Below are 24,105 nucleotides of genomic sequence, written 5' to 3'. Positions count from 1 at the left end.
CAGCGCCGGTAGTACCGAATGGTCTGCGTTTGGCCCTCAGTAACGCCGGTATAGCAGCGCCTGAATCAGATGAGATGCTAGCGGCAACCTGTGAAAAGCATATTCAGGCGCTGGTTACCTGGGTGAAGGACAGGAAGCCGTTCCAGTCAGCACCGGTAGTGCCATCTTTTGAAGAATGGCTTTCAGCTGCTAATCGGAAGCCCCTCGGATGGGTTAAAGACGCAATGCGTGAGGCGTATGACGCCTGCCGCGCCGCCATGCTCGCAGCCGACCCACAGGAGGTGAAAGGTGAGTAAAGCAGAACTATTCCAAAATCTACAGGCCCTCACTACCGACTTTCACACTCTGGCCTGTGAGCTCGATATTGGCGACGAGCGCACCGAGGTGTTCGAAATGTATGAGGTTTTGCGACGCATTCAACGCCGGGGCGCAGCTAGTGAAATGCTGGCGGCAACCAACCCTCTGCTATGCCCTGGTATTGCGGATGATGAGGATTGGGTGGACTTTGATGATGAGGATGACGACTGATGCCTAAATCCCCCGCAGAACGCAAAGCCGCGCAGCGCGCGCGGCAGTCCGCCGCCGGTGAGCGCAAAATTGAACTGGTGCTGGATGAGCAGGAGCAGGAGATGCTGGCCCGTAACTGCGCCGCCCGGCGCCCTGGTCGCGATCCCTACGAAATGGCCGAGTACATCGCGTTGCTTATCCGCCAGGATGATGCCCGGGTGCGCGGCCGGATTAACGCCATCAGCAAACGACGCTGCGGCAAGTGTGGTGATCAATTGCCGGTGGCATCATGCCCGTGCGCTGGCGACTCTCAATGCTGGGCTACTCTTGGCTGGCATGAAACAAAATTACCTCTGTGACATGTCACGGCAGATTGATAAATTAAACGCTATCATTTACTGTAATTATATACAGTATTTTGAGGCGCTGATATGGGCAATAAAGACTTCAATTTCACGATTATCTACCGAGGTGACTTTATCGAAAGTGTGCCGGAAGGGCGCTGGCTCATCATTCAGCGGGCAAAACTATACGGTGGAGGCTATTGGCTCGGTAAAGCGTACAGTGACTGCTTCTGGCTTGAGTTCGAAAAACCGATGTCGCTTTCGGAATGTATGCAGTACGTCGCTGGATATGATTTGATGATAAGTAACGGGCAATACTTCGAAGAGGAATTTAAACTGGTGTAACAACGGCCGCCGACTATGGCGGCTTTGTTTTGCGTGTTACTATTACCATAGCGGTAATAATTTTGCGGAGATTTACCATGCCAAAGGACCCCAAACGCAAATCCACGCAGTACAAGCCGCTGACGGCTATGCAGGAGGCTTATGCTCAGGAGTACGTAAAATGCCCTGAGAATCAGACTCAGTCGGCAATTAACGCCGGATTCTCGACGAAGACAGCGGCAGTTAAAGCCAGCGTGATGATGCGTGATGAGCGCATTCAGAAACGAATTGCTGAACTGATGGAAGAACGCAATAAGCGCCTGCGCGTCAGTGCCGATTACGTGCTACTGCGCCTGGTGGAAATCGACCAGATGGATGTGCTGGATATCCTGCACGATGACGGCACACTGAAGCCGATCCGCGAATGGCCGAAGATATGGCGCACGACCCTGAGCGGGTTTGACCTGTCGTCCACCATCATGAACATGGATGAAACCTCGATCGAGACAATCCTGAAGAAAATAAAATGGCCCGACAAGGTGAAGAACCTCGAGCTTATCGGTAAGCACGTCGACGTGATGGCGTTCAAAGAGCGCATGGAAGTTAACGTGAATGTGACTATCGCAGACCGCATGGCCGCCGCCCGCCGCCGGCTGAAAGATTTGCAGGGTGGTAACCAGTGACGACTGCCGCATCATCCCCGGAAGAACAACTGATCGACGATATCGCCAGTTTCACGCATGACCCACTGGGCTATGCGCATTACGCGTTTCCGTGGGGTGAGGATGGCACAGAACTGGCGCACGCCACCGGGCCGCGCCAGTGGCAGGCTGACGCATTCCGTGAGATAGGCGAGCATCTGCAGAACCCGGCAACACGTCATCAGCCGCTGATGCTGGCGCGCGCATCAGGTCACGGTATCGGAAAGTCCGCTTTCATCTCGATGCTGATTAACTGGGGCATGTCCACCTGCGAGGATTGCAAGGTGGTGGTGACCGCAAACACCGACAACCAGTTGCGCACGAAGACCTGGCCGGAAATCATCAAATGGTCAAACCTGGCTATCACGAAAGACTGGTTCACCTGCACCGCCACCGCGATGTACAGCAACGATCCGGGACACGATAAACGCTGGCGCGCTGATGCCATACCGTGGTCAGAGCACAACACAGAGGCGTTCGCCGGGCTGCACAACGAGCGTAAGCGCATCATCGTGGTATTCGACGAAGCGTCCAACATTGCCGATCTGGTGTGGGAGGTTGCCGAGGGTGCGCTGACGGACGAAGACACCGAAATTATCTGGGTGGCATTCGGTAACCCGACGCGTAATACCGGACGTTTCCGAGAGTGCTTCCGCAAATACAAACACCGCTGGAAGTGCGCGCAGATCGACAGCCGCACTGTGGAAGGCACCAACAAACAGCAACTGCAGAAGTGGGTGGATGACTACGGCGAGGACAGCGATTTTGTGAAGGTCCGCGTGCGCGGGATATTCCCGGATGCGTCCGAACTGCAGTTCATCCCCACCGGACTGACCGACGAAGCCATGAAGCGCATTGTGACAGAGGCGCAGGTTTCACACGCCCCGCGCATTATCGGCGTCGATCCGGCGTACTCCGGCGCGGATGACGCGGTGATTTACTTCCGCCAGGGTCTGCACAGCAAAGTGCTCTGGACCGGCAACAAGACCACCGACGACCTGATTATGGCTAAGCGCATCGCTGACTTTGAGGACCAGTACCAGGCTGATTCGGTGTTTATCGACTTCGGCTACGGTACCGGGCTGAAGTCCATCGGTGACGGATGGGGCCGCACATGGCAGCTTGTGCCGTTCGGCGGCGCATCGGCAGACCCACAGATGCTGAATAAGCGCGGCGAGATGTTCAACGCCTGTAAGACATGGCTCAAGCTCGGCGGCGCGCTGGATGACCAGGAGACGGCGGACGACCTGTCCGCGGCAGAGTACAAGGTTAGAGTGGACGGTAAGATCGTCATGGAGCCGAAAGAGGATATCAAAGAGCGTTTGGGCCGGTCGCCGGGCAAGGGCGATGCGCTGCTTCTGACGTTCGCATACCCGGTGACGAAGCGTTCAGATTTCCCTGCTGCCGGCGGCAAGCAGCCCAACGTGATCAGCGAGTACGACCCGTGGGCGTAAAAAAAAGCCCGCGCATCGGCGGGCTATTGTGACATGTCACGGTGTTATTTTTCGCTCAGTCTCTGCTTCAGCAGGTAACCTTCCAGCATCCAGATTTTATTTACCGCATTTTCACGGGCAATCTTACGTCCAATCTTAGGGTCGAAGTTTTCCGGGCTGGCGCAGGCGCTTTCGCCAGTGACGGTGAAGCCGTTGCGCAGCACCAGAACGCAGAAGGTTAGGAGGTGCAATGCATCTGGTGTCGCTTCAACATACGGCTCCGGGTTGATGAGCAGATCATCTTCTTTTGCCTTGTGATCACCCTGCGCAGCAGTGAAATAATGCTCGCTGGCAATAATGCTTTCGATGCGGGTAGGCGTAACGCGCGGCGCGGTTAAGCCTTTAGCCTGAATTTCAGATTCAATGTCTTTGTCACTCATAGTCTAATCTCACCTTAAAAAAATGCCCGGCGAACCGGGCGAAACAGGGATGATGGAAAGTGCCGTCCTTGGCTGGGTGTCACAGGGTTTACAGCATGAAGTCATCGCAATGGCGTCCTGCTGTAAAAAGGGCGGTGGTCAGAAAGGGAATAACTGCCACCGCCAACACTTGCACTTGAACTACGGGTATCACGGTCCTGAGGCGTGATTCTGGTGCAGCATGCAGGATTCGAACCTGCGACCAACCGCTTAGAAGGCGGTTGCTCTATCCAACTGAGCTAATGCCACAACGGAAAGAGCACTGCGGCCGGCGTTCACCGTTTTCGGGCAGTCACTGACCTACACCCTAAATGCTCTTACCTGTTGTGTGGTCGAACCGCCGCAGTGACCAACTGCCGTTTGCACATGGCTGGCTTGCACATTCCGGCTACCCGCTGAGAGAACAATGCTTAAGGCTCCCCCGGACCGTTAACGACACATGTGCCATATGACGCCGATAAACAGCATTGCTGTTACCTAAAAGGTAATAATTGCATCGGATAAAGTCAATATGCTACGCGAAATAATTCATATGTGGTTAAATTGGTAATAATTTAAGCGCTATGGAGTTCCGCATCATGTGCATCAGCAAACCTAACGTGAGTTCTCCTCAGGTCCAGGCTGCACCGCAGACGTCTGATTCTGCCGTACAGAATACGGCTGATGACGATCGCCGTCGGCGGGCTGCAGCTGGCGGGCAGAAGTCAACAATCCTGACATCCAGCCAGGGCGTAACCCAGCCATCCAGCGGCTCGCAGGGCAAAACCCTGCTCGGGGCTTAATCTATGGCTGAGCTCTCTCCTAAGCAGCATTACCTCAAACACCTGGGGCAGCTCAAAAAAGAGCGCACCAGCTTTGAGGAACACTGGCGCGAACTGGCGGACTTTATCGATCCGCGCAGCACGCGCTTTCTGACGACGGAGAGAAACAACGGCAGTAAGCGTAATACCCGTATCGTTGACCCGACCGCATCCAAAGCGGCCCGTACGCTGCAATCTGGCATGCTTTCCGGTATCACCAGCCCGACGCGCCCGTGGTTCAAACTGGCAACGCCGGATCCGGAGATGATGCAGTATGGCCCGGTTAAGCTCTGGCTCGATGTCGTCATGACCCGCATGAACGACGTCATGAACAGGTCTAACGTCTACCAGTCACTGCCGATTATCTACCGTCACCTGGGCGTTTTCGGCACCGCGGCGATGGCCGTACTGGAAGATGACGAGGACGTTATCCGCACGCACCCGCTGCCGATCGGAAGTTACTACCTGTCGAACTCCGCCCGCCTGTCGGTCGATACCACCTATCGCGTTTTCTCCATGACAGCCCGCCAGATTGTGATGCAGTTTGGCCTCGAAAACGTCAGTAATGCCGTGCGCAGCGCCTGGGACAGCGCGAACTACGAAGCGTGGTTTGACGTCGTTCACCTGACTGAGCCAAACCTGAACCGAGATACCGGCAAGCTGAATGCGCGCAACAAGGCGTTTAAATCGGCTTACTTCGAACTCGCGGGCGACGGCGACAGGATGCTCAGCGAATCGGGGTATGACGAATCTCCGATCCTGTCCCCTCGCTGGGAGATTAACGGCGAGGACGTCTACGGCAGTAACTGCCCTGGCATGATGGCCCTCGGCACCGGAAAGGCCCTGCAACTGGAGCAAATCCGCAAGGCCAACGCCATCGATAAGCTGGTGAACCCGCCAATGGTCGCCCCAGCAAGCCTGAAAAACAAACTGCTCAATCTAACCCCCGGCGGCGTGACGTACGTCGATGAGATCGACAACAACAAACTGGTTCGCCCGGCCTACGCTGTAAGCCCGCAGTTGAACGACATGCTGGCGATGATCAACGACGACCGCCAGATGATTGAGGCCTGCTTCTTCTCCGACCTCTTCAACATGTTCAGCACCATCAACACCCGCAGCATGCCGGTTGAAGCCGTCGCCTCGATGCAGGATGAGAAGCTTCTGCAACTCGGGCCTGTGCTGGAACGCCTGAATGATGAGTTCCTGGATCCGTTTGTTGACCGAACTTTCAACATCATGGCCCGCCGCAACCTGTTCCCGGAACCGCCGGAGGAACTGCAGGGCGCGCCGCTGAAAGTCGAATACGTGTCCATTCTCGCCCAGGCGCAGAAGTCAATCGGCATCAACAGCGTGGAGCGCTTTGTCGGCTTCGTCGGTAACCTGGCGCAGGCCAACCCTAACGCGCTCGACAAGTTGAACGTTGATCAGGCTATCGACAGCTACGGCGACATGCTCGGCGTCCCGGCGACGATTGTTAACTCCGCTGATGAGGTTCAGGCAGCCCGCGATCAACGCGCGCAGCAGGAACAACAGCAGCAGATGATGACTATGGCGCAGCAGGCTGGCGCAACCGCCAAGACCCTGAGCGATACCAACACCGCAGACCCGAGCCTGCTCAAAACCCTTTCTGATGCTGCACAGCAGCAGGCGGTGGCGCAATGACTGAATACCTGAGCGCAGAAGAGCAGGAAGCGCTGGCGGAAGAAGCGGCCAGAAAGCAGAAGTTGCGCCGCGATAACGAGCTCAACGACCTGCGCCTCATCTGCGATACAGAGCACGGACGCCGCTTTATCTGGCGGATGCTGGAGCAGGCTGGTGTGTGGCGCTCCACCTATACCGGCGAGGCGCTCTCAGCAGCGTTCGCCGAAGGCAAACGTAACACAGGGTTGATGGTCTTCTCTGACGTGATGGAGGCATGCCCTGATCAGTATCTGGTAATGGCTAACGAGGCCAGAGAGGAAAAACGATGAACCTATTTGAGCGCCTGATGTATCGCCGATTGTGCAATGAGCAGCCTGGTGATGGCGGCGCGGCACCTGCTGCATCTGAACCATCACCGACTCCGGCACCTACAGAACCGGCGCAGGAGCCGGCGGCAGAGGCGCCACCTGCAAAAACTGATAAACCGGAGCCATCTGGCGATAAGCCAGAGCAGGGATCCGATAAAGACAAAAAGCCCGAAACTCAGGCGCCGGAGAAATACGAGTTCACGGCACCAGAAGGCACTGAGCTTGATTCGAAAGCCGTTGAGCTGTTCGAGCCGGTAGCCCGCGAGCTGGACCTGACGAATGAGCAGGCGCAGAAGCTGGCCGGACTATGGCCGCAACTGCAGGAACAAATGCAGCAGCGCCAGGCGGAATCATGGGGGGCTCAGGTAGAGAAGTGGGCCGCAGATACCAAAGCCGATAAAGAGATCGGCGGCGACAAGTTAACCGGGGCAGTAGGTCATGCGCAAAAGGCGCTGGATACCTTCGCCTCTAAAGAGTTCCGTGAATTTCTGGATACCACCGGGCTGGGAAACCATCCGGAGATGGTCCGGGCATTCGCAAAGGTAGGCAAGTTGATGAGTGAAGACAGTTTCGTCACTGGCCAGAGTAGCGGCTCGCCGAAGAACGAGCTGGTCGAAGCGTTTTATCCAAAAAAATAGTGAGGTGTAATCATGGCTTTAATTGGTCAGACGCTGCCTTCTCTTCTTGACGTGTACAGCCGTACCGACAAGAACGGGCGGATCGCGAAAATCGTCGAGCAACTGGCGAAAACGAACGACATCATTACCGACGCAATCTATGTGCCGTGTAACGATGGGTCGAAACACAAAACCACCATCCGTGCAGGCATTCCTGAGCCGGTATGGCGCCGCTATAACCAGGGGGTCCAGCCGACCAAAACGCAGACTGTGCCGGTAACCGATACCACCGGCATGCTGTATGACCTGGGCTTCGTTGATAAAGATCTGGCCGATCGCTCCGGCAATGCGGACTCGTTCCGTGTATCCGAGAACATGGGTAAGTTGCAGGGCTTTAACAACAAGGTTTCCCGCTACACCTTCTACGGCAATACCGATGCTGAGCCTGAAGCGTTTATGGGTCTTGCGCCGCGATTCAATACCCTGAGCACAGCTAAAGCGGCCAGTGCTGAGAACGTCTTCAACGCAGGCGGTGCAGGTTCCACCAATACCTCTATCTGGTTCATGTCATGGGGTGAGAACACCGCGCACATGATCTATCCGGAAGGTATGGTTGCCGGCTTCCAGCACCAGGACCTGGGAAATGACCTCGTCAGCGATTCGGCTGGCGGCCAGTTCCTGGCGTACCGCGATGAATTTAAATGGCATCTTGGTCTGTCGGTTCGTGACTGGCGCTCAATTTCCCGTATCTGCAACATCGACGTCACCACTCTGACCAAAGACGCCGCCAGCGGTGCCGACCTGATCAGCATGATGGTTGATGCGTACTATGCGCGTGATGTGGCGATGCTGGGTGATGGTAAAGAAGTCATCTACTGCAACAAAACCATTCACGCCTGGCTGCACAAGCAGGCCATGAATGCGAAGAACGTCAACCTGACTATCGAAGAATACGCCGGTAAGAAAATCGTTTCTTTCCTGGGTATTCCGATCCGTCGTGCTGACGCCATCCTGAATACTGAATCAGCCGTAACGGCGTAAGGGGGGGATCATGCTGCTCGACCAGCAAGCGCTTTTTTCCGCAGCTCAGGCCATTACGGCCACGGCTGCTTCGACCAACGTCATTGATACCGGCAGCAACAAAGATGTCGGTAAATATGGCGACATTCCGCTGCTGATCCAGGTCGTTGAGTCATTCAATACCCTGACCAGCTTAACCGTTACGGTGCAAACCGATGATAACTCCGCATTCAGTTCAGCTACCGACGTGTTGTCTCTGACGATCCCGTTAGCCTCACTGGTGCAGGGGTACAAATCGCCGGTCATTACCCTGCCGATGAAGCTTGAGCGTTACATTCGCCTTAACTACACCGTGACGGGTACTGCGCCGACTGCCGGTAAAGTCACCGCCGGCATCACTGGGGGCGTGCAGACCAATGCCTAAGTACAAAGTCGCTAAGCGGTCATTTATCAATGGCCGCCTGCATGAGCCGGGTGACATCGTTAACTTCAATGGTGAGCCAGGTAGCAATCTGGTTTCACTGGATGCCAGCCTGAGCGAAAAGGTTTTTACGCCCAGCGCCGAAGAACTAACCGAACTGGAAGAACTCCGCAGACAGTATGAAGAGATGTTCGGCGAAGTGCCGCATTTCAATACCAAAGCGGAAACCCTGAAGGCAAAAATTGCCGAACGGCGTAAAGAACTCGGGGTGTAAGCCCGCATAACCAAAGGGGCGAAAGCCCCTTTTTAGTTTGGTGGATGATATGGCATCAGTGATCAATATCTGCAACATCGCGCTGGCGCGTATCGGCAACAGCCGGACGATGAACAGCCTCACCGAAAAGACCAAAGAGGCATACACCTGCAATCTTTTTTACGGACCAGTGCGCGATGCCGTGCTGGCAGACAACGACTGGAACTTTGCTATGTCCCGGGTGCTGCTGGCAGACCTGGGCGACCCGGCGCCGGGCTGGTTGTTCCGCTACCAGTACCCGACGGATTGCGCGCGCATCTCCGCTATTCTGCCGCTGGGATACTTCTGGCCTCATCACGCGCTACGGCATAAGCCGATTTTTGAAGTAGGCAGCAATGAAGACGGGACGTCGCGGGTGATTCATACCAACGAGCCTCAGGCTATGCTGCTGTATGTCCGCAGCATTACCGATCCGATGATGTTTGATGCGCTGTTTGCTGATGCGCTGTCGTGGCGTCTGGCGGCTGAAATAGCGATGCCGATTTCCTCCAATGCCAGTCTCGGGCAGCAGGCGATGGCCAACTACCAGCAGGTGCTGGCGGCGGCAATGCAGCGCTCCCTTGATGAGTCGCATGAACCAGAGCAGCCTATGTCTGATCTCGCCAGCGTGAGGATCTGCTGATATGGCCTATTCACTGATTCAGCCGTCACTCGCCGGCGGCGAGATTTCACCATCCCTGTACGGTCGTGTCGATCTGGAGAAATACCAGACATCCCTGCGCCGCTGCCGCAACTTCATTGTGCGACAGTTCGGCGGCCTGGATAACCGCCCGGGGTTCCGGTATCTCGGCAGTGCCAAATATGCCGACCGCACAGCGCGGCTGATCCCGTTTCAGTTCAGTGTGTCGCAGACGTATGCGCTGGAGTTGGGCGATTACTATTTCCGGGTCTGGTCGAATGGCGCGTTGGTTACTGATGACGGCGGTAGCCCGATCGAGGTGGCGACGCCCTGGCCGATCGGTATCTTGTCTGAACTGAAGTTCACGCAGTCTGCTGACGTGATGACTGTCTGCCACAATAATTACCCTCCGATGGAGATCCGCCGCTACGGTCAGGCAGACTGGAGAACCGCAACGGTAAGTACCGCAAGCGGCCCGTTCCAGGATATCAACACGGATGACGATGTCACCGTCTACGCCAGCGGCAGAACCGGCACGGTGACGCTGACGGCGTCCAGCAGCATATTCAAAAGTTGGCATGTCGGGAAACTGTTCTACATGGAGCAGAAAGCGGTTGACAGTGTCGGCCGATGGGAGACTGATAAAGATATCAGCGTCGGAGACGAATGTCGCTACCAGGAAAACTATTATCGTTGCGTTGATGGCGGAGCGAATGGCACCACCGGCACTGTGGCGCCGACGCATACCACGGGAGATTCATGGGATGGCTGGGGGTATGGCGGCCGCAACGGTGTACTTTGGCGTTACCTTCATAGCGGCTTCGGCGTCTGCCGTATCACTGCTGTAGCTCCTGATGGGCTGACGGCTACCGCCGACGTTGTGCCCCGCCAGGACGGGGAAATAGAGCTTCCCGCTCAGGTGGTCACCAGCACTTTCGCCACATACAAATGGGCTCATTTTGCCTGGAATGATAACGACGGCTACCCGGGCACCGTAACCTACTACCAGCAGCGGCTTATTTTCGCCGGCAGCACCGGTTTCCCGCAAACCATCTGGTGCAGCCGTACCGGCGATTATCACAATTTCTACCGCTCCAACCCAAAAGTTGACGATGACGCGATCACCTACAACTACGCCGGGCGCCAGATGAACAAAATTCTGCACCTGCTCGATGTCGGTCAGTTAATCGTACTGACCAGCGGCGGCGAGTTTAAGGTCACCGGCGACAGCAACGGAAACATCACCGGCACCGGCGGTTTTGCGATGTCCGGTCAGTCATTCAACGGCAGCAGCGACCTGGCGCCGATTAACGTAGGCAGCGTGGCGCTGTACGTCCAGCAGAAGGGATCCATTATCCGGGACCTGTTCTATTCCTTCGACCAGGATAGCTTCCAGTCCAGTGACCTCACGCTGCTCGCGAACCATCTTTTCAACGGATACACCATTACAGACTGGGCGCTGTCCGTGCAGCCGTTCAGCGTTGCCTGGTGTGCCAGGAGTGACGGCCTGTTGATGGGGCTAACCTATCTGCGGGAACAGCAGGTATATGCGTGGCATCCGCACCCGCTGACGAATGGCTATGTCGAGTCGCTCTGCAGCATCAGCGAGGGTCAGGAGGATGCGGTTTATGCGCTGATCCGCCGTACGATTAACGGCGCAACCGTTCGCTACGTTGAGCGCCTGGCGACCCGGCAGTTTACTGACCAGGCCGATGCGTTCTTTGTCGACTCTGGCTTGTCGTACGACGGCGGAAACACTGACGCATCACGAACGATGACGATCGGCAGCGCCGGCGGCTGGACGTATCAGGATGAAATGACGCTGACCTGCAGCGCGGCGTATTTTGATTCCTCCAGCCTCGACTACCAGATCCACATTCCGTACACCGAGGACGGCACCAGCAAATCCATGCGGCTGGATATCACCGAAGTGGTTTCGTCGACAGTTGCGAAGGTGCTGGTTAACCGTGATGTGCCGGAGGCGCTTCGCGGCACTGCGCAAGCTACCTGGTCGGTTGCGCCGAAGGTGATCTCCGGGCTCTCTCATCTGGAGGGACAGACCGTTAGCATTCTGGCAGATGGAAACGTTGAGCCGCAACAGGCTGTTGCTGGCGGCTCTGTGACGCTTGAGAATCATTCCTCTGTGGTGCATGTCGGCCTGCCGCTGTCTGCGCTGATCGAAACTCTGGACGTGAACGTAGCGAGCCAGGCTACGCTGCTGGACAAGACCAAGCTGATTAACCAACTCTGCGTGATGATAAACCAGGGCCGCTCGGTAACTGCGGGCACCGATGAGGATCACCTGCTGGAGTATCCGCAGCGCGAATGGGAGTTCTACGACGACCCTATTGGCCTGCGCACCGGCGTTATCGATATGAATCTCGATGCGGACTGGTCGCGTAATGGTCGGGTGGTTATCAGGCATGATGACCCGCTGCCGTTGGGCGTGCTCGCCATTATCCCACGCGTGACGGTAGGGGGCTGATATGCGCAAGGTTGAGATAGTTCCGGCCACTGATGTGCATATTGTGTCTATGCTACCCCATGTTCGCCAGGCTGACCGTGACGAGTTTATAGCGGCGGCCGGGATGCTGCCGGCGGAAGTCATCGTGCGCGCGATGAAATCGGCTTCAGTGTCCGCTGCTGGGCTTATTAACGGTCAGGTGGTGACCATCTTCGGCATATCTCCGGCATCAATCATCACCGGCCGGGGCATTCCGTGGCTGGTAAGTACCGACCTGATGGAGCAGCAGCCTGTTACTTTCCTTCGCCATTGCCGCCCGGTTTTGCGTGACATGTCACGAGGATATCGCTTCCTTGAAAATTACGTTGATGCGCGAAACCACGCGGCTAAAGCCTGGCTTCACTGGTTGGGTTTTCGCCTGGAGAACCCTGCGCCGTATGGCCTGATGGGCTTGCCTTTTCATCGATTCACAATGGAGAACAAAAATGTGTGAACCGACCACTGCAGTTTTAGCCGTTACCGCCGTAGCTGGCGCGCTGAGTGCTTATAGCCAGGTCCAGACCGGCAAAGCAAACGCCGCCATCGCAAATGCCAACGCCGATGCACAGGAGCAGGCCGGGCGTGACGCAGTTAACACCGGAAACGACCAAGCGTACCAGCAGCGTATGCAGGCGAAGCAGGTAGCGGGGAAGCAGACTGTTGCTCTGGCTTCCGGCGGCGCCGACCTTACCAGCGGTAACGCGCTGGATCTGACTACCGAGACGGCGCAATTCGGGCAACTTGATGCACTGACGACGATCAATAACGCCCAGCGGCAGGCGGCAGGCTTGCAGTTCCAGGCTGGTGTTAGTAGGGCGCAGGGGAAACTCGACAGGCAGAGTGCAAATCTCGGTGCGGCAACCACGTTACTGAACACCGTCTCTCAGGGTTATGGTGCCTATAAAACAATGGGTGGAACCAGTCTTGGTAACTCTCTGACGAAGAAAGCATCCACCGGCGGGTATGGCACCGCATGGGATAAATACCGCACAGGATCGTTATAAGGAGGCGTCGAGATGCCAACAGTACCGCAATACCAGCGCCAGAGCCAGACGCAGGCCGCCCCGGTTATGACCACAAATTTGCGCGTGCCGGAGAACCCTCTGGTTCAGGGAATTCAGCAAGCAGCCGGCACCGCCGTAAACATGATGGTGGAGGAGAAGCGTAAGGCTGATGTGGCGCTCAGCCAGGATGCGCTACTGCAACTTAATGAATTTGGCGACGACCAGATCAATAACCCTCAGAACGGGCTGATCACCAAGCAGGGTAAAGCTGCGCTGGGCCAGGGTGACGTGGTCATGCAGAACATGCAGCAAAAGGCCCAGGACCTGCTCGGCACACTGCCAGATGGCGAGGCGCGTCAGCAGCTGGCGCTACAGTTCCGGCAGTCGCTGCAGTCCTACCAGAACCAGGCGCGCCGCTATGAGGTGAACCAGTTCCAGCAGTTTCAGGAGAGCCAGTTCTCAGGTATCAAGCAGAACGTTGTGACCCAGGCGCAGGGGCTATACGGTGATTCCGACGCGTTCGTTGACACGGTAAAAACCGGGTTTAATGCGATCGAGCAATATGGTGCCGCCCACGGATGGAGCGATGAGCAGGTAACGGCTGAGAAACAGAAGTTGAAAGAGCAGGCGGCAGACGGTGCATTAAGCACGGCGGCATCCCAGCAATACCTGCAGTTTATGCAGCAAAATGGCGAGCCTGGCGATAATGACGGGGCGCCGCGCGTAGTCGCTCACGGTAACTCGTCAGATGCCCGCGGCGTTCGCAATAACAACCCTGGCAACATCGAAGCCGGTTCTAACTCCTGGGATGGCCAGGCTGGCAGTGATGGCCGCTTTGCTAAATTTGTCACCCCTGAACATGGGATCCGCGCGCTGGGCAAAAACCTGCTGGCGTACCAGCGCCAGGGCTACGATACCGTGAGCGAGATCGTTAATCGCTGGGCACCATCCAGTGACGGGAATAACACGCAGGCTTATATCGCGGCCCTTTGTAAGCAGTTGAGTGTCAATCCTGATGATCAGCTCAACATGAGCGACATTAACACGCTGCGGCAACTCTGCGCCGGGATCATCAAGCATGAAAACGGCAAGCAGCCATACAGCGATGAACAGTTGAATACTGGCGTGTCGGCAGCGCTCGGGTTAAGCACGCTCGAATCGGCAAAGCGGTATTCAGGCAACGCCGCATTCGATGCCGCCAGCCCACAGCAGCAGGCTGCCTATCTGCGCCAGTCAAATGAACTGCGTAATCAGGCCCGTACACAGTTCAAGGCCCAACTGGTTGACCGCGTGCAGGATGCATCAGCTGCATACCTGAAGGGGATCCAGTTTGATAACCCACCATCACAGGGCGATTTCATCAACGCATACGGCTATCGTGAGGGCTCTCAGCGCTTCAGTGATTTCGAAAACCTGCGCGTTGCCGGGCAGTATATCGGATCTTTCCGCACAATGCCGACCGCATCCATTCAGCAGTATGTTGGTGATCTGAAAAATCAGGTTGGTAACGGCGAGGGACTGGCCGGGCGCGCTGCAGCGTACGACCATGTGCAGGCCGCAGCTGACCGCATTATCAGCCAGCGCAAATCCGACCCGTACCAGGCGGCGGTGGACATTGGCGCCTTCAAACCAATCAGCAACGGGACGCCGGAAACTATCGCTGCTGAGGTTAAAAACCGCTTTGCAGCGCAAGACCAGTTAAAGGCCATTGGCATCACCGCGCCGCTGCTGTCTAAGCAGGAGGCGCAGGGGATCACCGATGCCGTGCGTAGCACCACCGACGTTAACCAGGCTGTTAATCTTCTTCAGCAGTTTGGCAGGACTTTGCCGCCGCAGGCATTGCGCAGCGTGTCATCTGCTATTGCACCCGGCAGCCCAGGAACCGCATACGCAGCGCTGCTGCTTGGCCAGCAGGATAACCAGTACGACAACCGCAGCGGCATCATCCCATACAGCCAGTTCGTATCCTACAAGCCGACGCTGGATAAATATGATGTCGCTAAAACGGTGCTGGCCGGTGATCAGATGCTGAATCCCACCAAAGCGATGAAGGATGCAGGGATCGGCGCGGTCAGCATTCCTTCAGATGAAAAGCTCAAAACTGTTTTTGACGATGAGGTTGGTGACGCTTTTGCCTATAACGCGCAGGCGAGGCAGGTGGCGTGGGGTAACTTCCGAGCAGCATACGCAGCGTTGGCATATCAATCAGGTGATCACAATAAAACTAACACTGTAGCTCCTGACGCTAAAATTGCGGAGACGGCAGCGCAATATGCTACTGGTGGCGTCTACAAAGGACTTAACGGCAGTGATGTGGTGATGCCTTTCGGCATGGATAAGACCACCTTCCGGGACCGGTACACGGCCGCAGGGCGTGAGGCAATGACGCAGGCGGGATTAAACCCTTCATCGTTGGAAAACTTTAAGGCGGTCAATGTCGGCAATAACCAGTATCGCCTCGTCAACGGCAGCGGCCGCTGGGCGACAGATCCGCGGACTAACCAGCCGGTAACTGTGAGGGTTGAATAATGTCAGACCTTTTTTCTCTGGTCCCGGAGGGCCAGGCATGGCTGGATGATCAGGCACAGGAAAAGCCATCACGCCCTGAAGACTTCGACCCCTCGGCATTTCAGGGGGGAGCGTCGGCATTTTTACGCGGTGCCGGCGAAGCGGTGATTGGACAGGCTCAGACTGCCGTAGGATTTAGCAAGCGACTGATAAGTGACCCGGCATTTACCGATAATGTCGCACCTACCATCAACATCTTCCGCGTCATGTTCCCGGATGCCGACAAAGCGCTGAATGAGTCATATGACGATTTCGGTAAGCAACTGAGCAGCGCCAGGGAATACATCAAGCCCGAGGCCGGAAGTCAGGGCATGGCCGCGCAGGTCATTCACGGGTTGGGTCAGTTTGCACCTGCGATCGGGGCTTCAGTTATTGGCGGCCCGGTGGTCGGCGCAGCGACGGCGGCTGGCAGCACTTACGAGCAGGCCTATCAGGATGCTCGGGCAAAGGGTGTTGATGAGCAGACCGCACGCACCGTTGCCGCCGAGCAGAGCGGATTTAACGCGGTGGGAATGGGGTTACCGGCGGCGGTTGGCGGTGGACTGGCGACGCGGTTACTGTCTGGCGTAGGTATCAACACGGCATTCGGCGGATTAAACCGCTTTGCTGTCGGTGAGACGCTGGAAGAGAACGGTTATGCAGATATGGCTAAGCAGTACCGTGTGTTTGACGGTCAGGCCATCCTGATCGATTCAGTGCTCGGCGCGGCGTTCGGTGGTGCGCATCACTTCGCAGCGCGCGGTAACTCCGTTGACGCCAGAGCTGATGCTCCGCCCACGGTTGATGACGGTACCGTGGCGCCGGCCGATCCAACGTCAACAGCAGAAACGCCACCTGCTGATCAGGCGGAAATTGCACCTGTTCAGGAATCTGGCGTAGTGCCTGATGCTGATACCAGTGCGCCCGGTGCGACGTATGATTCACGACTGGCGGAACTGCAGCAACTGGCAGGCCAGGTTTTATCTCGTGGTGACCGTAAAGTGCTAACCGACGAGATACACCGGGCAGAGTATGAAATCGCACGGATAGGAGAGCAGCGCCAGGCACTGCGTGAGCAACGCGCGGGGAACAGCAGCAGCCGTCGCATTCGTAATCGGGAACTGGCAGCGCTCGATCAGCGAGAGCAGGAAATTCAGAGCAGGATTGAACCCAGCAGGCAGGCCCTTGCAGACAGCACCCCCGGCGGCCGGTTCTACGATGCGCGCTCAGATCTTTCCAGGCTGGAGCAAGGCATTATCCCGGAGAGTATGCGCGGACTGATCCCGGAATCATCAACCAGGCCCAGCGATATCGATGCGGCGCATTCCCTGAATGAAGGGCTGCATTATGATATTGAGTCCGCGCCGGTTCTGCACGGCAGTGAAGCCAGTATTAACAGCCACGTTGCGGCGATGGATGAGGCAGCAAGGCAGCTGATGGTCGGGCAGCCGGTGAATGTAGGCATGCAGGCGCGCGGGCTTGATGGCGTTGTGCGTCCTGATCTGCTCGTCGATGCATCAGAGCAGCGCGCAGCGATGGAACAGGTATATCGTGAAAACGGGATACCGGTAACCATGGCAGATGCTGGCAGTGAATCGCCGGCGAGAATGACCGACAATAGCGCATTTACCGGGAAAGACGACAGTTCACAGGTCAGCGTGGATCCCGATACGGGAGAAACGATTTCCTCAGGCAGCTACGACCTGATGGCGGCGCGCGACCTTGCCGGCGTTGAGCCGGATATCACCGTCGCTCATCCTGACACCGGGCAGCCGGTGAAGCTTTCAGAGCTTCTCGCCGATCTGGACAACCAGATCGCCACCGTTAAAAACGAATCCCGCGCCTACTCTGTGGCCGCTTCCTGCTTCCTGAGGAATCCGTGATGAAACAAGCCTGTATTGATGCCGTAGCCAACACGCTGGGGCGCCAGCCGAAAGCGGACGAAATTAAAAATATCGAAGACCGTATTAAAGACGCCGTGCGCGTCATCGCGCGCCGCAACGCCAGGGAAGGGAAGACCGGCATCCCTGACGCGGAAACTTACCGTCAGGCGGCAGAGCTTGCCGCTGCGCAGGCTGTGCATGCGGTATTCAAAAAACGTCAGCGAGTGGCGCAGAATGCCATCGCTATCGCCAAAGTTCGCGACACGCTGAATAAAGCCATACCCGAGAATGAGCAAGCCCCGATCGCTCTACAGCAGTTTATTTTTTCCGGGCGCCGCGGGCGAGACAAGCAGCCGGATATTAACGTGGTCTCTGCAGAGGAGATGGCGACAGGGGCATACCAGGACTGGACGCGCCAGCTATCAGCCGAACTTACGGCAGCTGGCGATGATGTTCAGAAATTCTTCTATCAGAGTCAGGCGTTAGGTGAGCAGCGCCTGCGCAACCTTTTGCCGTTTGACCGTGAAGCTTCCAGATCTGGCCAGTTGCAGATCCTGAAGGAAATTTACGGCGAAGACACCGGGAACCCGGCAGCAAAGAAAATTGCGAAAGTATGGGGGGATGTCACCGGTAGGGCCCGGCAGGAGATGAACGATTCCGGCTTTGATATAGGTCTGCGTGATGCCTGGCATCTGCCGTACGTTGACGATGCCCAGCTTATCCGCGCCGCTGGCCGCGATGAGTGGCTTTCCTCTCTTCCGCTGAATGAGCGCGCTGCTGCAATTGCTGCTGGCCGCCAGCCGCCGCAGGATTTCGCGCGGCAGGCCTGGGTTGATGACGTATGGAACACTCAGGACCGATCGCAGTATGTGAATCTTGACGGCAGCCCGATGAACGATATCGAGTACCGCCAGGCGCTGGAAGCCATCTACGAAACCAAAGTGACGGAAGGGGCCAACAAGATTGACCCCGGCGCCTTTATGGGAAGCGGTGGCATAAAGAACCGCGGATCACAGAGCAGGGTGATGTCGTTCAAGGATGCACAGTCGCATTTTGCGTATATGGAGCGATACACCCAGCAGCCGGTAGTCGGAGTGATGATGTCGCACCTGCAGTCCTCATCGCGGGACCTCGGCGTTGTTAAGGCGTTTGGGCCTGATGCAGCCAGTAACTTCAAACTTCTTATGGACCAGATTTATCAGAGAGCGACGTCAACCACTGGTGGCGGCCATGATATTGGGACGATGAATGATCAGCGTCAACTGGTAGAGAGGATGTTTAACTCTATGGCTGGTCTGAACGGCGTTGCATCGTCAAGTGTGTTTTCCTCTGCTGTCGGTGGCCTGCGCAACCTGATGACTTCGGCAATGCTAGGTACCAGCGTGTTCACCGCCGCCAGCGATCAGGCCATCATGCGCGCCAATGCTCAGGCTCTGGGCTTTGACCGCAACGGCATGCGTCTGTCTGACAACACGTTGCGGAACCTCTTCAATGGCGACGCTAAGCGTGCAAATGCGGAGCTTGGCCTGCTGGTTGATTCGCATGCTGCTGTGGTGTCGAAGATGGGGGGCTTTGACCTTTCCCGTGGTATTACGGGCTGGTTCGCAGAGAAAACACTAAAATGGTCCGGTCTTATCGCAATGGACCGGGCCAACAAAGCAGCGTTTGGTCTGTTGATGTTTAAGAACATCGGCGAGCTATCGCGAAAATATAAATCCCTTGATGCGTTAACAGGAAGCGATCGCACGGTGCTGGCAAACAAAGGTTGGATGCCAGAGGACTGGGCTATTATGAGTGCTGCAGAGTTGCGCCCGCTGACGCCTGACGGGCATAAGGGGATGACGCCAGACGCGATCTATGACGTGCCCGATGAGACTGTCCGTAATATCCTGGCTGACAGGATAGAGAAGGTGCGGGCTGGCAGTGATCAGGCGCTGGCGGCGCTGGGCGATATGACCGACGCGAAGCGCAAGACACTGAAGCAGGCCTTTGATGCAGAGGTTGAGCAGACCATTAGCCGCATGGTGCGAAATGCACGGGCAGAGGCCGCACAGCATCTCTTGGGTATTACTCACGGTGAGATGACCAGCGCCGTTACAACGGCAACCGGACTGGATACTTTCGCCCGTGATACTTCCGGCGATCTCCTGAAAAGCTTTATGCTCTTCAAAACTACGCCAATGGCTGGTATGCGGCAACTGGTAACCCGCGCGCAGGATCTGGAAACGCTGCCGGCTGTAAAATATCTGGCATCCTATATTGCCGGAACTACTCTGGCGGGAATGTTCGCCAACCAGATGAACGCGCTGCTGTCGGGGAATGACCCTCTGGATATGACAAAGCCGCAGACTTGGCTGCAGGCGTTGCTGAAGGGTGGATCATTTGGTATCTATGGCGATTTTCTATTCCAGGACCACACACAGTACGGGTCCAGTATTGCTGGTATCGTCGGCGGCCCGGTGCTTGGTTTTGCAGAACAACTTTCTAAAACGGTTCTGACGAACTCGCAGAAGGCGATGGCCGGAGAAGAGACCTCCTTCACTGCTGATGCATTAAAAACTGCCAGGATGATTACGCCGTTTGCCAACCTGTGGTATACAAAAGCGATAACCAATCACCTGATCCTGCAGCAGCTTCAGGAGATGGCAAACCCTGGGTATAACGCCCGCGTGCGTGACCGCGCGATGCGTGAATTCAATACAACGAGCTGGTGGGAACCTGGCGAGGAAACGCCACGGAGAACGCCGGATTTAGGCAAGGCGGTGGGTCAGTGATGGATGTCTTAACTAAAATCGGTTTGATATTTTTTTGGTTCGCTACTGTAGTGGTTGCAGGCACTGCATATTTTTTTGCAATGGCTTTTGCCTTAAAAAAGGGCTGGATTAGTTATGGTGCGGCTAATGTAATTTATTTTATTGCTTTCGCCATAATTGCATCAATGGTTTATAAGTCATCATTGTTTTGACATATAAAAAGGCCGCTTTCGCGGCCTTAATTATCACTGACCGCCTGGGCGGGAGTCAGCTGAACGACCGCCACAACGGGAACCGTCGGAAGCCGTATCATCAGGGTGCTGACAGTTTCCAGCGAAAGCCTGTGTAGCAGAACCCAGAGACAACAGAACAAACAGCACAGCGAATGCTTTTTTCATTTTAACGTACCATGTGTAGACCACTGAGGCGTGGCCAGGGGATTGTAGCTCTGCGTTCAGATTTCAGCCACAAAAAAGCCCGCTAGGCGGGCTTCTTGACGACGTAATCCATGTGCCATGGATTCTGTTCTCTGCTCATAGGTTTTGCAGAAATAGACTCATAAAACTTATCTGCCAGTTCAACGACAAACTGAACTGATGATTCGAACTCTGCTTCTTTATGAGCTGGCGGGAACCAGAAATCTAAGACCCCGACATTTCTATTTTCGCATACCGCATAGATGAGATAAGCATCTGATGTAGGAATCTGTTTTTCATAACCGCCAGGGCCATAACGACCAGTTGACCACTTATCCCAGCATTCTTCAGTTCCGCTAAATCCATGGGCATTGGTATATAATCCAATATTTACATGAACTTTTCTTAAATGGATAGGGTAGACGCAAGGGGGTTTATGAAAAAGAGTATCTTTACCGAAATCAGCATGATGCCCATATCGCCAGTGATAAATAAACGAGTCCTTAAAACCTTTTAATACTGCATCGGTTTTAAATTTAGACTCAGAATATACACCGCCAGAATATTCACTCTGGTCCATCGAAGCTAGCACTCATCAAGCGTTCTTCACGCGAGTCTGACAGATCACGAGAAATCTTACATGCTTCGGTATATGTCATTTTTTTTACGCGCGGAGCAAAACTAACCTCAGCAGGAGTCAGTTTTCTTATGCAATCAACGGTAACTGTATGGCGAACAACAACGCTTGTATCACGTACAAGCTGATATCCAAGTTTTTTAGCAAGGGTATCGAGATGTGTCATACGTCTAGCTTTGCGTAATCCAGCCCTAGTCAGCAGCCGGCGCTGGCGAATAGAAGGCTTTTGGCCTTGTTCATCATCCGCGATCAGAGCAACTATTTTTGACATGGACATCTCCGCGTATCAACTCAACAAAAGGTTGAATTACCTTTGAGGTAATTTTGAACGCTGATGACGAAATCGTCAACGTCTTTTATGCGTATAAGAATATTTGAGAAGAAAGGCTAAACCAGCATAGCACATGATGAATCTCGCGATCAGAGCAAAGGCGCGTCCCTGCGCCATTCGCATCAGAATCCCTTGGCCTGTGACATCACATACTGAGCGTGCGTCTCAATGTCACGCAGGCATTTGCTGACGCCAACTATGTAACAAAACATGGTAGTTAACTCCGCCGCGGCCCCGGCGACATCATGCCCGTCGGCATCCATCTTGCGTAGCATATCCATTAGCATTGAGTGCTCGACCAGGCCACGCACACCTTCCGGGCAGTGAATGTGCTCACGGTAGTTCGGTTTCAGCGGGTAGTGATAGGTCTGCTTTTCTTCCGACTTCATCGCTTCCAGGATGGCCGGCATGAAGCTGGCTACCACCTTTTGGGCTTTGTCCGCCGGCGATAACTCTTCTCGAACATAGCGCCCGGTGAGGCGGATCTGTGGAAGCACTTCGCTGGTTACCCATTTGCGGAAACGGTAGGGGATGGTGCCCGGAGTCACCGCGTCGCGGCAGCGGAGGATCAGGGTGTAGAGGCCGGATTCTGAGATGATGAGGGTATTGGGGTTCCCGCGTTTTCCGTCGGTTAAAGCGACGGTATTCTTTTCGTCATCGTCGAGCTTCAGAAGAGCATCACGGTTGTTGGCTATGCCAAGAGCATGACACACGTCGAGCGCGATAAACCACGGAGCGCCATCAATGATAATGGCACGAATATCTGCCTGCGATTCGAACGAAAAAACGGAAGTATTTTTTGTGGAGGTCATAGCGATCACCTTTGTAGTCAGGTTAATCACCACCAGAGGTGCAAATCTCAAAGGGTGGTGAGACGTACAGGGTTTGCACTACCGGCTACAAAGGACCCGGCGCGGAATCTCCGCCCCTGCACGCCCCACCATAAAGCGAATGTGGCTGTGCTCAACGCATAAAAAAACCGCTTGCGCGGTGTTGCGCCTCTGTAGTGCTCCGGGGTGCAAATCCCGGCACCGGATTTTGCCGATGCCTGATCACTATGGCGCAGAAATTCGAGGAAGTAAATGCACCTCAGGGGTAACAATATATGCTGTCTGTTACCATAGCAATGTCTATTTCAGTTGCTGCCTCAACTGCAGGGCGCAGTAGTCGAGGTGGGTCTGCAGGTCCCGCATCGACAACTGGGAGCTGGTTACATAGTTCACCAGGGCGATCAACTCAGCAGCAGCGCCGCTAACATCGTGCCCATCTTTTTCAAGTTCCCGTAACAAATCCATTAAGTGCGATCTCTCGACCAGGGAGCGAACGCCTGCTGGCGTGTGAATTCTCTCCGTGAACCCATCTTCTAGGGGATGATGGTACTGCTGCGGCATTAAGAAAACTCCTGAAATAACTGTATATATATACATATATCAAAACAAAAGACGCATTTCCAGTGCTGTTTTATTTACCATTAAGGTAATAATAACGAAGTTCTGCCTATGTTTTATTCATATATGATTTGATGGGTAATAGAATGTCTCTAATGCACGCGCGCCAGCGCTGACCACTGGAGCAAACTATGACAGTTTCAACGCAGGTAAGCCGTAACGAGTACACCGGGAACGGCTCCACCACGCAGTACGATTTCACGTTCCGCATCATGGACAAGAGCGATCTCCTTGTTCAAACGCTCGACGCATCAGAGACCATCACTACGCTGACACTTGACGCTGACTACAGCGTTACCGGCGTCAACCGTTACCCTGGTGGGAAAGTAGTGCTCAATACGCCGCTCCCTGACGGCTATAAAATCTCTATCGAGCGTAGCATCCCGGTTACCCAGGAAACCAGCATCCGCAATCAGGGCGGCTTCTTCCCTGAGATCCACGAGGACGCCTTCGATAAGTTGACTATGATCATTCAGCGCATGTATGGATGGTGGTCAGGTCTGGCGCTCAAAAAGCCTTCATGGCTGGCGAACTATTATGATGCCGTGAACAACCGCATTAGAAACCTGCGTGACCCGTCACAGGCGCAGGATGCAGCAACAAAAAGCTACGTTGATAGTAGTGATATCGATCTGCAGCAGCAGATAACCAGCAACTTAAATCGTTCATTGCGTGTCCCTGATTCCTTTATAAGCCAGTTGCCGCCAGCCGATGACCGAGCCTGGAAGGGGCTGGGTTTCGACGGTGCTGGGCAGCCGAAATTGCAGGACCCTGCAGGAACAGGGTTATGGGGTTACGTCCCGGCAATCGGTTCGTTTGAGAAGGGGTCGCTCCTTACTCAACGCTTTGAGGTTCTTCTGTGGGAATCCACGGATGAATACTGGCGCTGGGATGGTGCAATGCCGAAGATCGTATTACCCGGTAGCACTCCGGATACGGCCGGCGGCCGCGGTAAAGGGAAATGGATCGACGTCACTGATGCCACGCTTCGCG

Annotated in this window: 27 protein-coding genes, 1 tRNA gene and 1 pseudogene; 22 read left to right on the top strand and 7 right to left on the bottom strand. The window is 55.3% G+C overall.

Annotated features, from left to right (window positions below):
• The 6 genes and pseudogenes from AC007G_RS28165 to AC007G_RS28140 form a co-directional block, all read left to right on the top strand.
• Positions 1-296: pseudogene (locus AC007G_RS28165) on the top strand (hypothetical protein); the annotation flags it as partial.
• Entirely contained in the window at positions 289-528 is a 240-nt protein-coding gene (locus tag AC007G_RS28160) for a hypothetical protein (protein WP_071570681.1), read from the top strand. The pseudogene AC007G_RS28165 and the gene AC007G_RS28160, both read left to right, overlap by 8 nt.
• Positions 528-866, top strand: coding sequence for a hypothetical protein (locus tag AC007G_RS28155; RefSeq protein WP_024622846.1), 339 nt, complete (start codon positions 528-530; stop codon positions 864-866). The genes AC007G_RS28160 and AC007G_RS28155 overlap by 1 nt, the downstream gene beginning before the upstream one ends.
• Before the next feature lie 72 nt (positions 867-938).
• On the top strand, positions 939-1,196 hold the full coding sequence (locus AC007G_RS28150) for a lF-82 (RefSeq protein WP_143958856.1): 258 nt from the start codon (positions 939-941) through the stop codon (positions 1,194-1,196).
• A gap of 77 nt (positions 1,197-1,273) precedes the next feature.
• Positions 1,274-1,858, top strand: coding sequence for a terminase small subunit (locus AC007G_RS28145; RefSeq protein ID WP_305840976.1), 585 nt, complete (start codon positions 1,274-1,276; stop codon positions 1,856-1,858).
• Positions 1,855-3,330: a terminase gene (locus AC007G_RS28140; RefSeq protein WP_305840974.1), complete on the top strand. Its 1,476-nt coding sequence runs from the start codon at positions 1,855-1,857 to the stop codon at positions 3,328-3,330. The genes AC007G_RS28145 and AC007G_RS28140 overlap by 4 nt, the downstream gene beginning before the upstream one ends.
• A 44-nt stretch (positions 3,331-3,374) precedes the next feature.
• Here the strand turns inward: AC007G_RS28140 and AC007G_RS28135 are convergent, their stop codons facing one another.
• Positions 3,375-3,749: a Gp49 family protein gene (locus AC007G_RS28135; protein ID WP_479466757.1), complete on the bottom strand. Its 375-nt coding sequence runs from the start codon at positions 3,747-3,749 to the stop codon at positions 3,375-3,377.
• A gap of 211 nt (positions 3,750-3,960) precedes the next feature.
• A tRNA-Arg gene (locus tag AC007G_RS28130) sits at positions 3,961-4,037 on the bottom strand.
• Positions 4,038-4,366: 329 nt separating this feature from the next.
• Here AC007G_RS28130 and AC007G_RS28125 point away from each other — a divergent pair.
• From AC007G_RS28125 to AC007G_RS28055, 15 genes are read left to right on the top strand one after another with little or no spacing between them, the layout of a single operon-like run.
• Positions 4,367-4,570: a hypothetical protein gene (locus tag AC007G_RS28125; protein WP_088401946.1), complete on the top strand. Its 204-nt coding sequence runs from the start codon at positions 4,367-4,369 to the stop codon at positions 4,568-4,570.
• A 3-nt stretch (positions 4,571-4,573) separates the two neighbouring features.
• A complete protein-coding gene (locus AC007G_RS28120; protein ID WP_479466756.1) occupies positions 4,574-6,253 on the top strand; it encodes a portal protein in 1,680 nt (559 codons plus the stop codon).
• Positions 6,250-6,561, top strand: coding sequence for a Bbp19 family protein (locus tag AC007G_RS28115; RefSeq protein WP_142630928.1), 312 nt, complete (start codon positions 6,250-6,252; stop codon positions 6,559-6,561). The genes AC007G_RS28120 and AC007G_RS28115 overlap by 4 nt, the downstream gene beginning before the upstream one ends.
• Positions 6,558-7,238, top strand: a complete 681-nt coding sequence (locus AC007G_RS28110) for a peptidase (RefSeq protein ID WP_479466755.1) — start codon at positions 6,558-6,560, stop codon at positions 7,236-7,238. Before AC007G_RS28115 ends, AC007G_RS28110 begins: the two co-directional genes overlap by 4 nt.
• A gap of 12 nt (positions 7,239-7,250) precedes the next feature.
• The gene (locus AC007G_RS28105) at positions 7,251-8,258 is read left to right on the top strand and encodes a major capsid protein (protein ID WP_088401949.1); all 1,008 of its coding nucleotides are present in this window, start codon (positions 7,251-7,253) and stop codon (positions 8,256-8,258) included.
• Positions 8,259-8,268: 10 nt separating this feature from the next.
• Entirely contained in the window at positions 8,269-8,661 is a 393-nt protein-coding gene (locus AC007G_RS28100; RefSeq protein WP_088401950.1) for a Bbp16 family capsid cement protein, read from the top strand.
• Positions 8,654-8,932 carry a hypothetical protein gene (locus AC007G_RS28095; protein WP_088401951.1) on the top strand — a complete coding sequence of 93 codons (279 nt, stop codon included), beginning with the start codon at positions 8,654-8,656 and terminating at the stop codon, positions 8,930-8,932. Before AC007G_RS28100 ends, AC007G_RS28095 begins: the two co-directional genes overlap by 8 nt.
• Before the next feature lie 49 nt (positions 8,933-8,981).
• Positions 8,982-9,593 (top strand): phage connector family protein, encoded by a 612-nt coding sequence (locus AC007G_RS28090; RefSeq protein ID WP_448196092.1) that lies wholly within the window; start codon positions 8,982-8,984, stop codon positions 9,591-9,593.
• Between the two features lies 1 nt (position 9,594).
• A complete protein-coding gene (locus AC007G_RS28085) occupies positions 9,595-12,075 on the top strand; it encodes a phage tail protein (protein ID WP_479466754.1) in 2,481 nt (826 codons plus the stop codon).
• Between the two features lies 1 nt (position 12,076).
• The gene (locus tag AC007G_RS28080) at positions 12,077-12,547 is read left to right on the top strand and encodes a hypothetical protein (protein ID WP_448196094.1); all 471 of its coding nucleotides are present in this window, start codon (positions 12,077-12,079) and stop codon (positions 12,545-12,547) included.
• The gene (locus AC007G_RS28075; RefSeq protein ID WP_226945743.1) at positions 12,540-13,097 is read left to right on the top strand and encodes a virion core protein, T7 gp14 family; all 558 of its coding nucleotides are present in this window, start codon (positions 12,540-12,542) and stop codon (positions 13,095-13,097) included. Before AC007G_RS28080 ends, AC007G_RS28075 begins: the two co-directional genes overlap by 8 nt.
• Before the next feature lie 12 nt (positions 13,098-13,109).
• Positions 13,110-15,626 (top strand): hypothetical protein, encoded by a 2,517-nt coding sequence (locus tag AC007G_RS28070; RefSeq protein WP_479466753.1) that lies wholly within the window; start codon positions 13,110-13,112, stop codon positions 15,624-15,626.
• Positions 15,626-17,527 carry a hypothetical protein gene (locus AC007G_RS28065; RefSeq protein ID WP_479466752.1) on the top strand — a complete coding sequence of 634 codons (1,902 nt, stop codon included), beginning with the start codon at positions 15,626-15,628 and terminating at the stop codon, positions 17,525-17,527. The genes AC007G_RS28070 and AC007G_RS28065 overlap by 1 nt, the downstream gene beginning before the upstream one ends.
• Positions 17,527-20,301 carry a hypothetical protein gene (locus AC007G_RS28060; protein ID WP_479466751.1) on the top strand — a complete coding sequence of 925 codons (2,775 nt, stop codon included), beginning with the start codon at positions 17,527-17,529 and terminating at the stop codon, positions 20,299-20,301. The genes AC007G_RS28065 and AC007G_RS28060 overlap by 1 nt, the downstream gene beginning before the upstream one ends.
• Positions 20,298-20,492 (top strand): hypothetical protein, encoded by a 195-nt coding sequence (locus AC007G_RS28055; RefSeq protein WP_479466750.1) that lies wholly within the window; start codon positions 20,298-20,300, stop codon positions 20,490-20,492. Before AC007G_RS28060 ends, AC007G_RS28055 begins: the two co-directional genes overlap by 4 nt.
• A gap of 33 nt (positions 20,493-20,525) precedes the next feature.
• Here AC007G_RS28055 and AC007G_RS28050 read toward each other — a convergent pair whose 3' ends face one another.
• From AC007G_RS28050 to AC007G_RS28030, 5 genes are all read right to left on the bottom strand, one after another.
• The gene (locus AC007G_RS28050) at positions 20,526-20,678 is read right to left on the bottom strand and encodes a transmembrane anchored protein (RefSeq protein WP_336604782.1); all 153 of its coding nucleotides are present in this window, start codon (positions 20,676-20,678) and stop codon (positions 20,526-20,528) included.
• Between the two features lie 82 nt (positions 20,679-20,760).
• Positions 20,761-21,276, bottom strand: a complete 516-nt coding sequence (locus tag AC007G_RS28045; RefSeq protein ID WP_075206897.1) for a type II toxin-antitoxin system YafO family toxin — start codon at positions 21,274-21,276, stop codon at positions 20,761-20,763.
• Complete coding sequence (locus tag AC007G_RS28040) at positions 21,263-21,604, bottom strand: hypothetical protein (RefSeq protein WP_479466749.1); 342 nt, start codon at positions 21,602-21,604, stop codon at positions 21,263-21,265. Before AC007G_RS28040 ends, AC007G_RS28045 begins: the two co-directional genes overlap by 14 nt.
• A 182-nt stretch (positions 21,605-21,786) precedes the next feature.
• A complete protein-coding gene (locus AC007G_RS28035) occupies positions 21,787-22,476 on the bottom strand; it encodes a BRO-N domain-containing protein (protein ID WP_479466748.1) in 690 nt (229 codons plus the stop codon).
• A 318-nt stretch (positions 22,477-22,794) separates the two neighbouring features.
• Entirely contained in the window at positions 22,795-23,091 is a 297-nt protein-coding gene (locus tag AC007G_RS28030) for a hypothetical protein (protein WP_104895983.1), read from the bottom strand.
• A 152-nt stretch (positions 23,092-23,243) separates the two neighbouring features.
• Here AC007G_RS28030 and AC007G_RS28025 point away from each other — a divergent pair.
• Positions 23,244-24,105: tail fiber/spike domain-containing protein (locus AC007G_RS28025; protein ID WP_479466747.1), on the top strand; the 862-nt coding region annotated here is incomplete at its 3' end.

This window comes from Klebsiella sp. CSG-1, assembly GCF_056521145.1.
Note: the sequence above shows the minus strand (reverse complement) of the source record. Positions and strands in the feature narration are given on the sequence as shown.

Coding starts and splice junctions, on each gene's coding strand:
- AC007G_RS28095 (WP_088401951.1), top strand. CDS start 8,654: ATGCCTAAGTACAAAGTCGCTAAGCGGTCATTTATCAATGGCCGCCTG.
- AC007G_RS28075 (WP_226945743.1), top strand. CDS start 12,540: ATGTGTGAACCGACCACTGCAGTTTTAGCCGTTACCGCCGTAGCTGGC.
- AC007G_RS28065 (WP_479466752.1), top strand. CDS start 15,626: ATGTCAGACCTTTTTTCTCTGGTCCCGGAGGGCCAGGCATGGCTGGAT.
- AC007G_RS28060 (WP_479466751.1), top strand. CDS start 17,527: ATGAAACAAGCCTGTATTGATGCCGTAGCCAACACGCTGGGGCGCCAG.
- AC007G_RS28030 (WP_104895983.1), bottom strand. CDS start 23,091: ATGTATATATATACAGTTATTTCAGGAGTTTTCTTAATGCCGCAGCAG.
- AC007G_RS28080 (WP_448196094.1), top strand. CDS start 12,077: ATGCGCAAGGTTGAGATAGTTCCGGCCACTGATGTGCATATTGTGTCT.
- AC007G_RS28105 (WP_088401949.1), top strand. CDS start 7,251: ATGGCTTTAATTGGTCAGACGCTGCCTTCTCTTCTTGACGTGTACAGC.
- AC007G_RS28155 (WP_024622846.1), top strand. CDS start 528: ATGCCTAAATCCCCCGCAGAACGCAAAGCCGCGCAGCGCGCGCGGCAG.
- AC007G_RS28045 (WP_075206897.1), bottom strand. CDS start 21,276: ATGGACCAGAGTGAATATTCTGGCGGTGTATATTCTGAGTCTAAATTT.
- AC007G_RS28135 (WP_479466757.1), bottom strand. CDS start 3,749: ATGAGTGACAAAGACATTGAATCTGAAATTCAGGCTAAAGGCTTAACC.
- AC007G_RS28040 (WP_479466749.1), bottom strand. CDS start 21,604: ATGTCAAAAATAGTTGCTCTGATCGCGGATGATGAACAAGGCCAAAAG.
- AC007G_RS28050 (WP_336604782.1), bottom strand. CDS start 20,678: ATGAAAAAAGCATTCGCTGTGCTGTTTGTTCTGTTGTCTCTGGGTTCT.
- AC007G_RS28070 (WP_479466753.1), top strand. CDS start 13,110: ATGCCAACAGTACCGCAATACCAGCGCCAGAGCCAGACGCAGGCCGCC.
- AC007G_RS28110 (WP_479466755.1), top strand. CDS start 6,558: ATGAACCTATTTGAGCGCCTGATGTATCGCCGATTGTGCAATGAGCAG.
- AC007G_RS28145 (WP_305840976.1), top strand. CDS start 1,274: ATGCCAAAGGACCCCAAACGCAAATCCACGCAGTACAAGCCGCTGACG.
- AC007G_RS28125 (WP_088401946.1), top strand. CDS start 4,367: ATGTGCATCAGCAAACCTAACGTGAGTTCTCCTCAGGTCCAGGCTGCA.
- AC007G_RS28100 (WP_088401950.1), top strand. CDS start 8,269: ATGCTGCTCGACCAGCAAGCGCTTTTTTCCGCAGCTCAGGCCATTACG.
- AC007G_RS28120 (WP_479466756.1), top strand. CDS start 4,574: ATGGCTGAGCTCTCTCCTAAGCAGCATTACCTCAAACACCTGGGGCAG.
- AC007G_RS28035 (WP_479466748.1), bottom strand. CDS start 22,476: ATGACCTCCACAAAAAATACTTCCGTTTTTTCGTTCGAATCGCAGGCA.
- AC007G_RS28115 (WP_142630928.1), top strand. CDS start 6,250: ATGACTGAATACCTGAGCGCAGAAGAGCAGGAAGCGCTGGCGGAAGAA.
- AC007G_RS28150 (WP_143958856.1), top strand. CDS start 939: ATGGGCAATAAAGACTTCAATTTCACGATTATCTACCGAGGTGACTTT.
- AC007G_RS28085 (WP_479466754.1), top strand. CDS start 9,595: ATGGCCTATTCACTGATTCAGCCGTCACTCGCCGGCGGCGAGATTTCA.
- AC007G_RS28090 (WP_448196092.1), top strand. CDS start 8,982: ATGGCATCAGTGATCAATATCTGCAACATCGCGCTGGCGCGTATCGGC.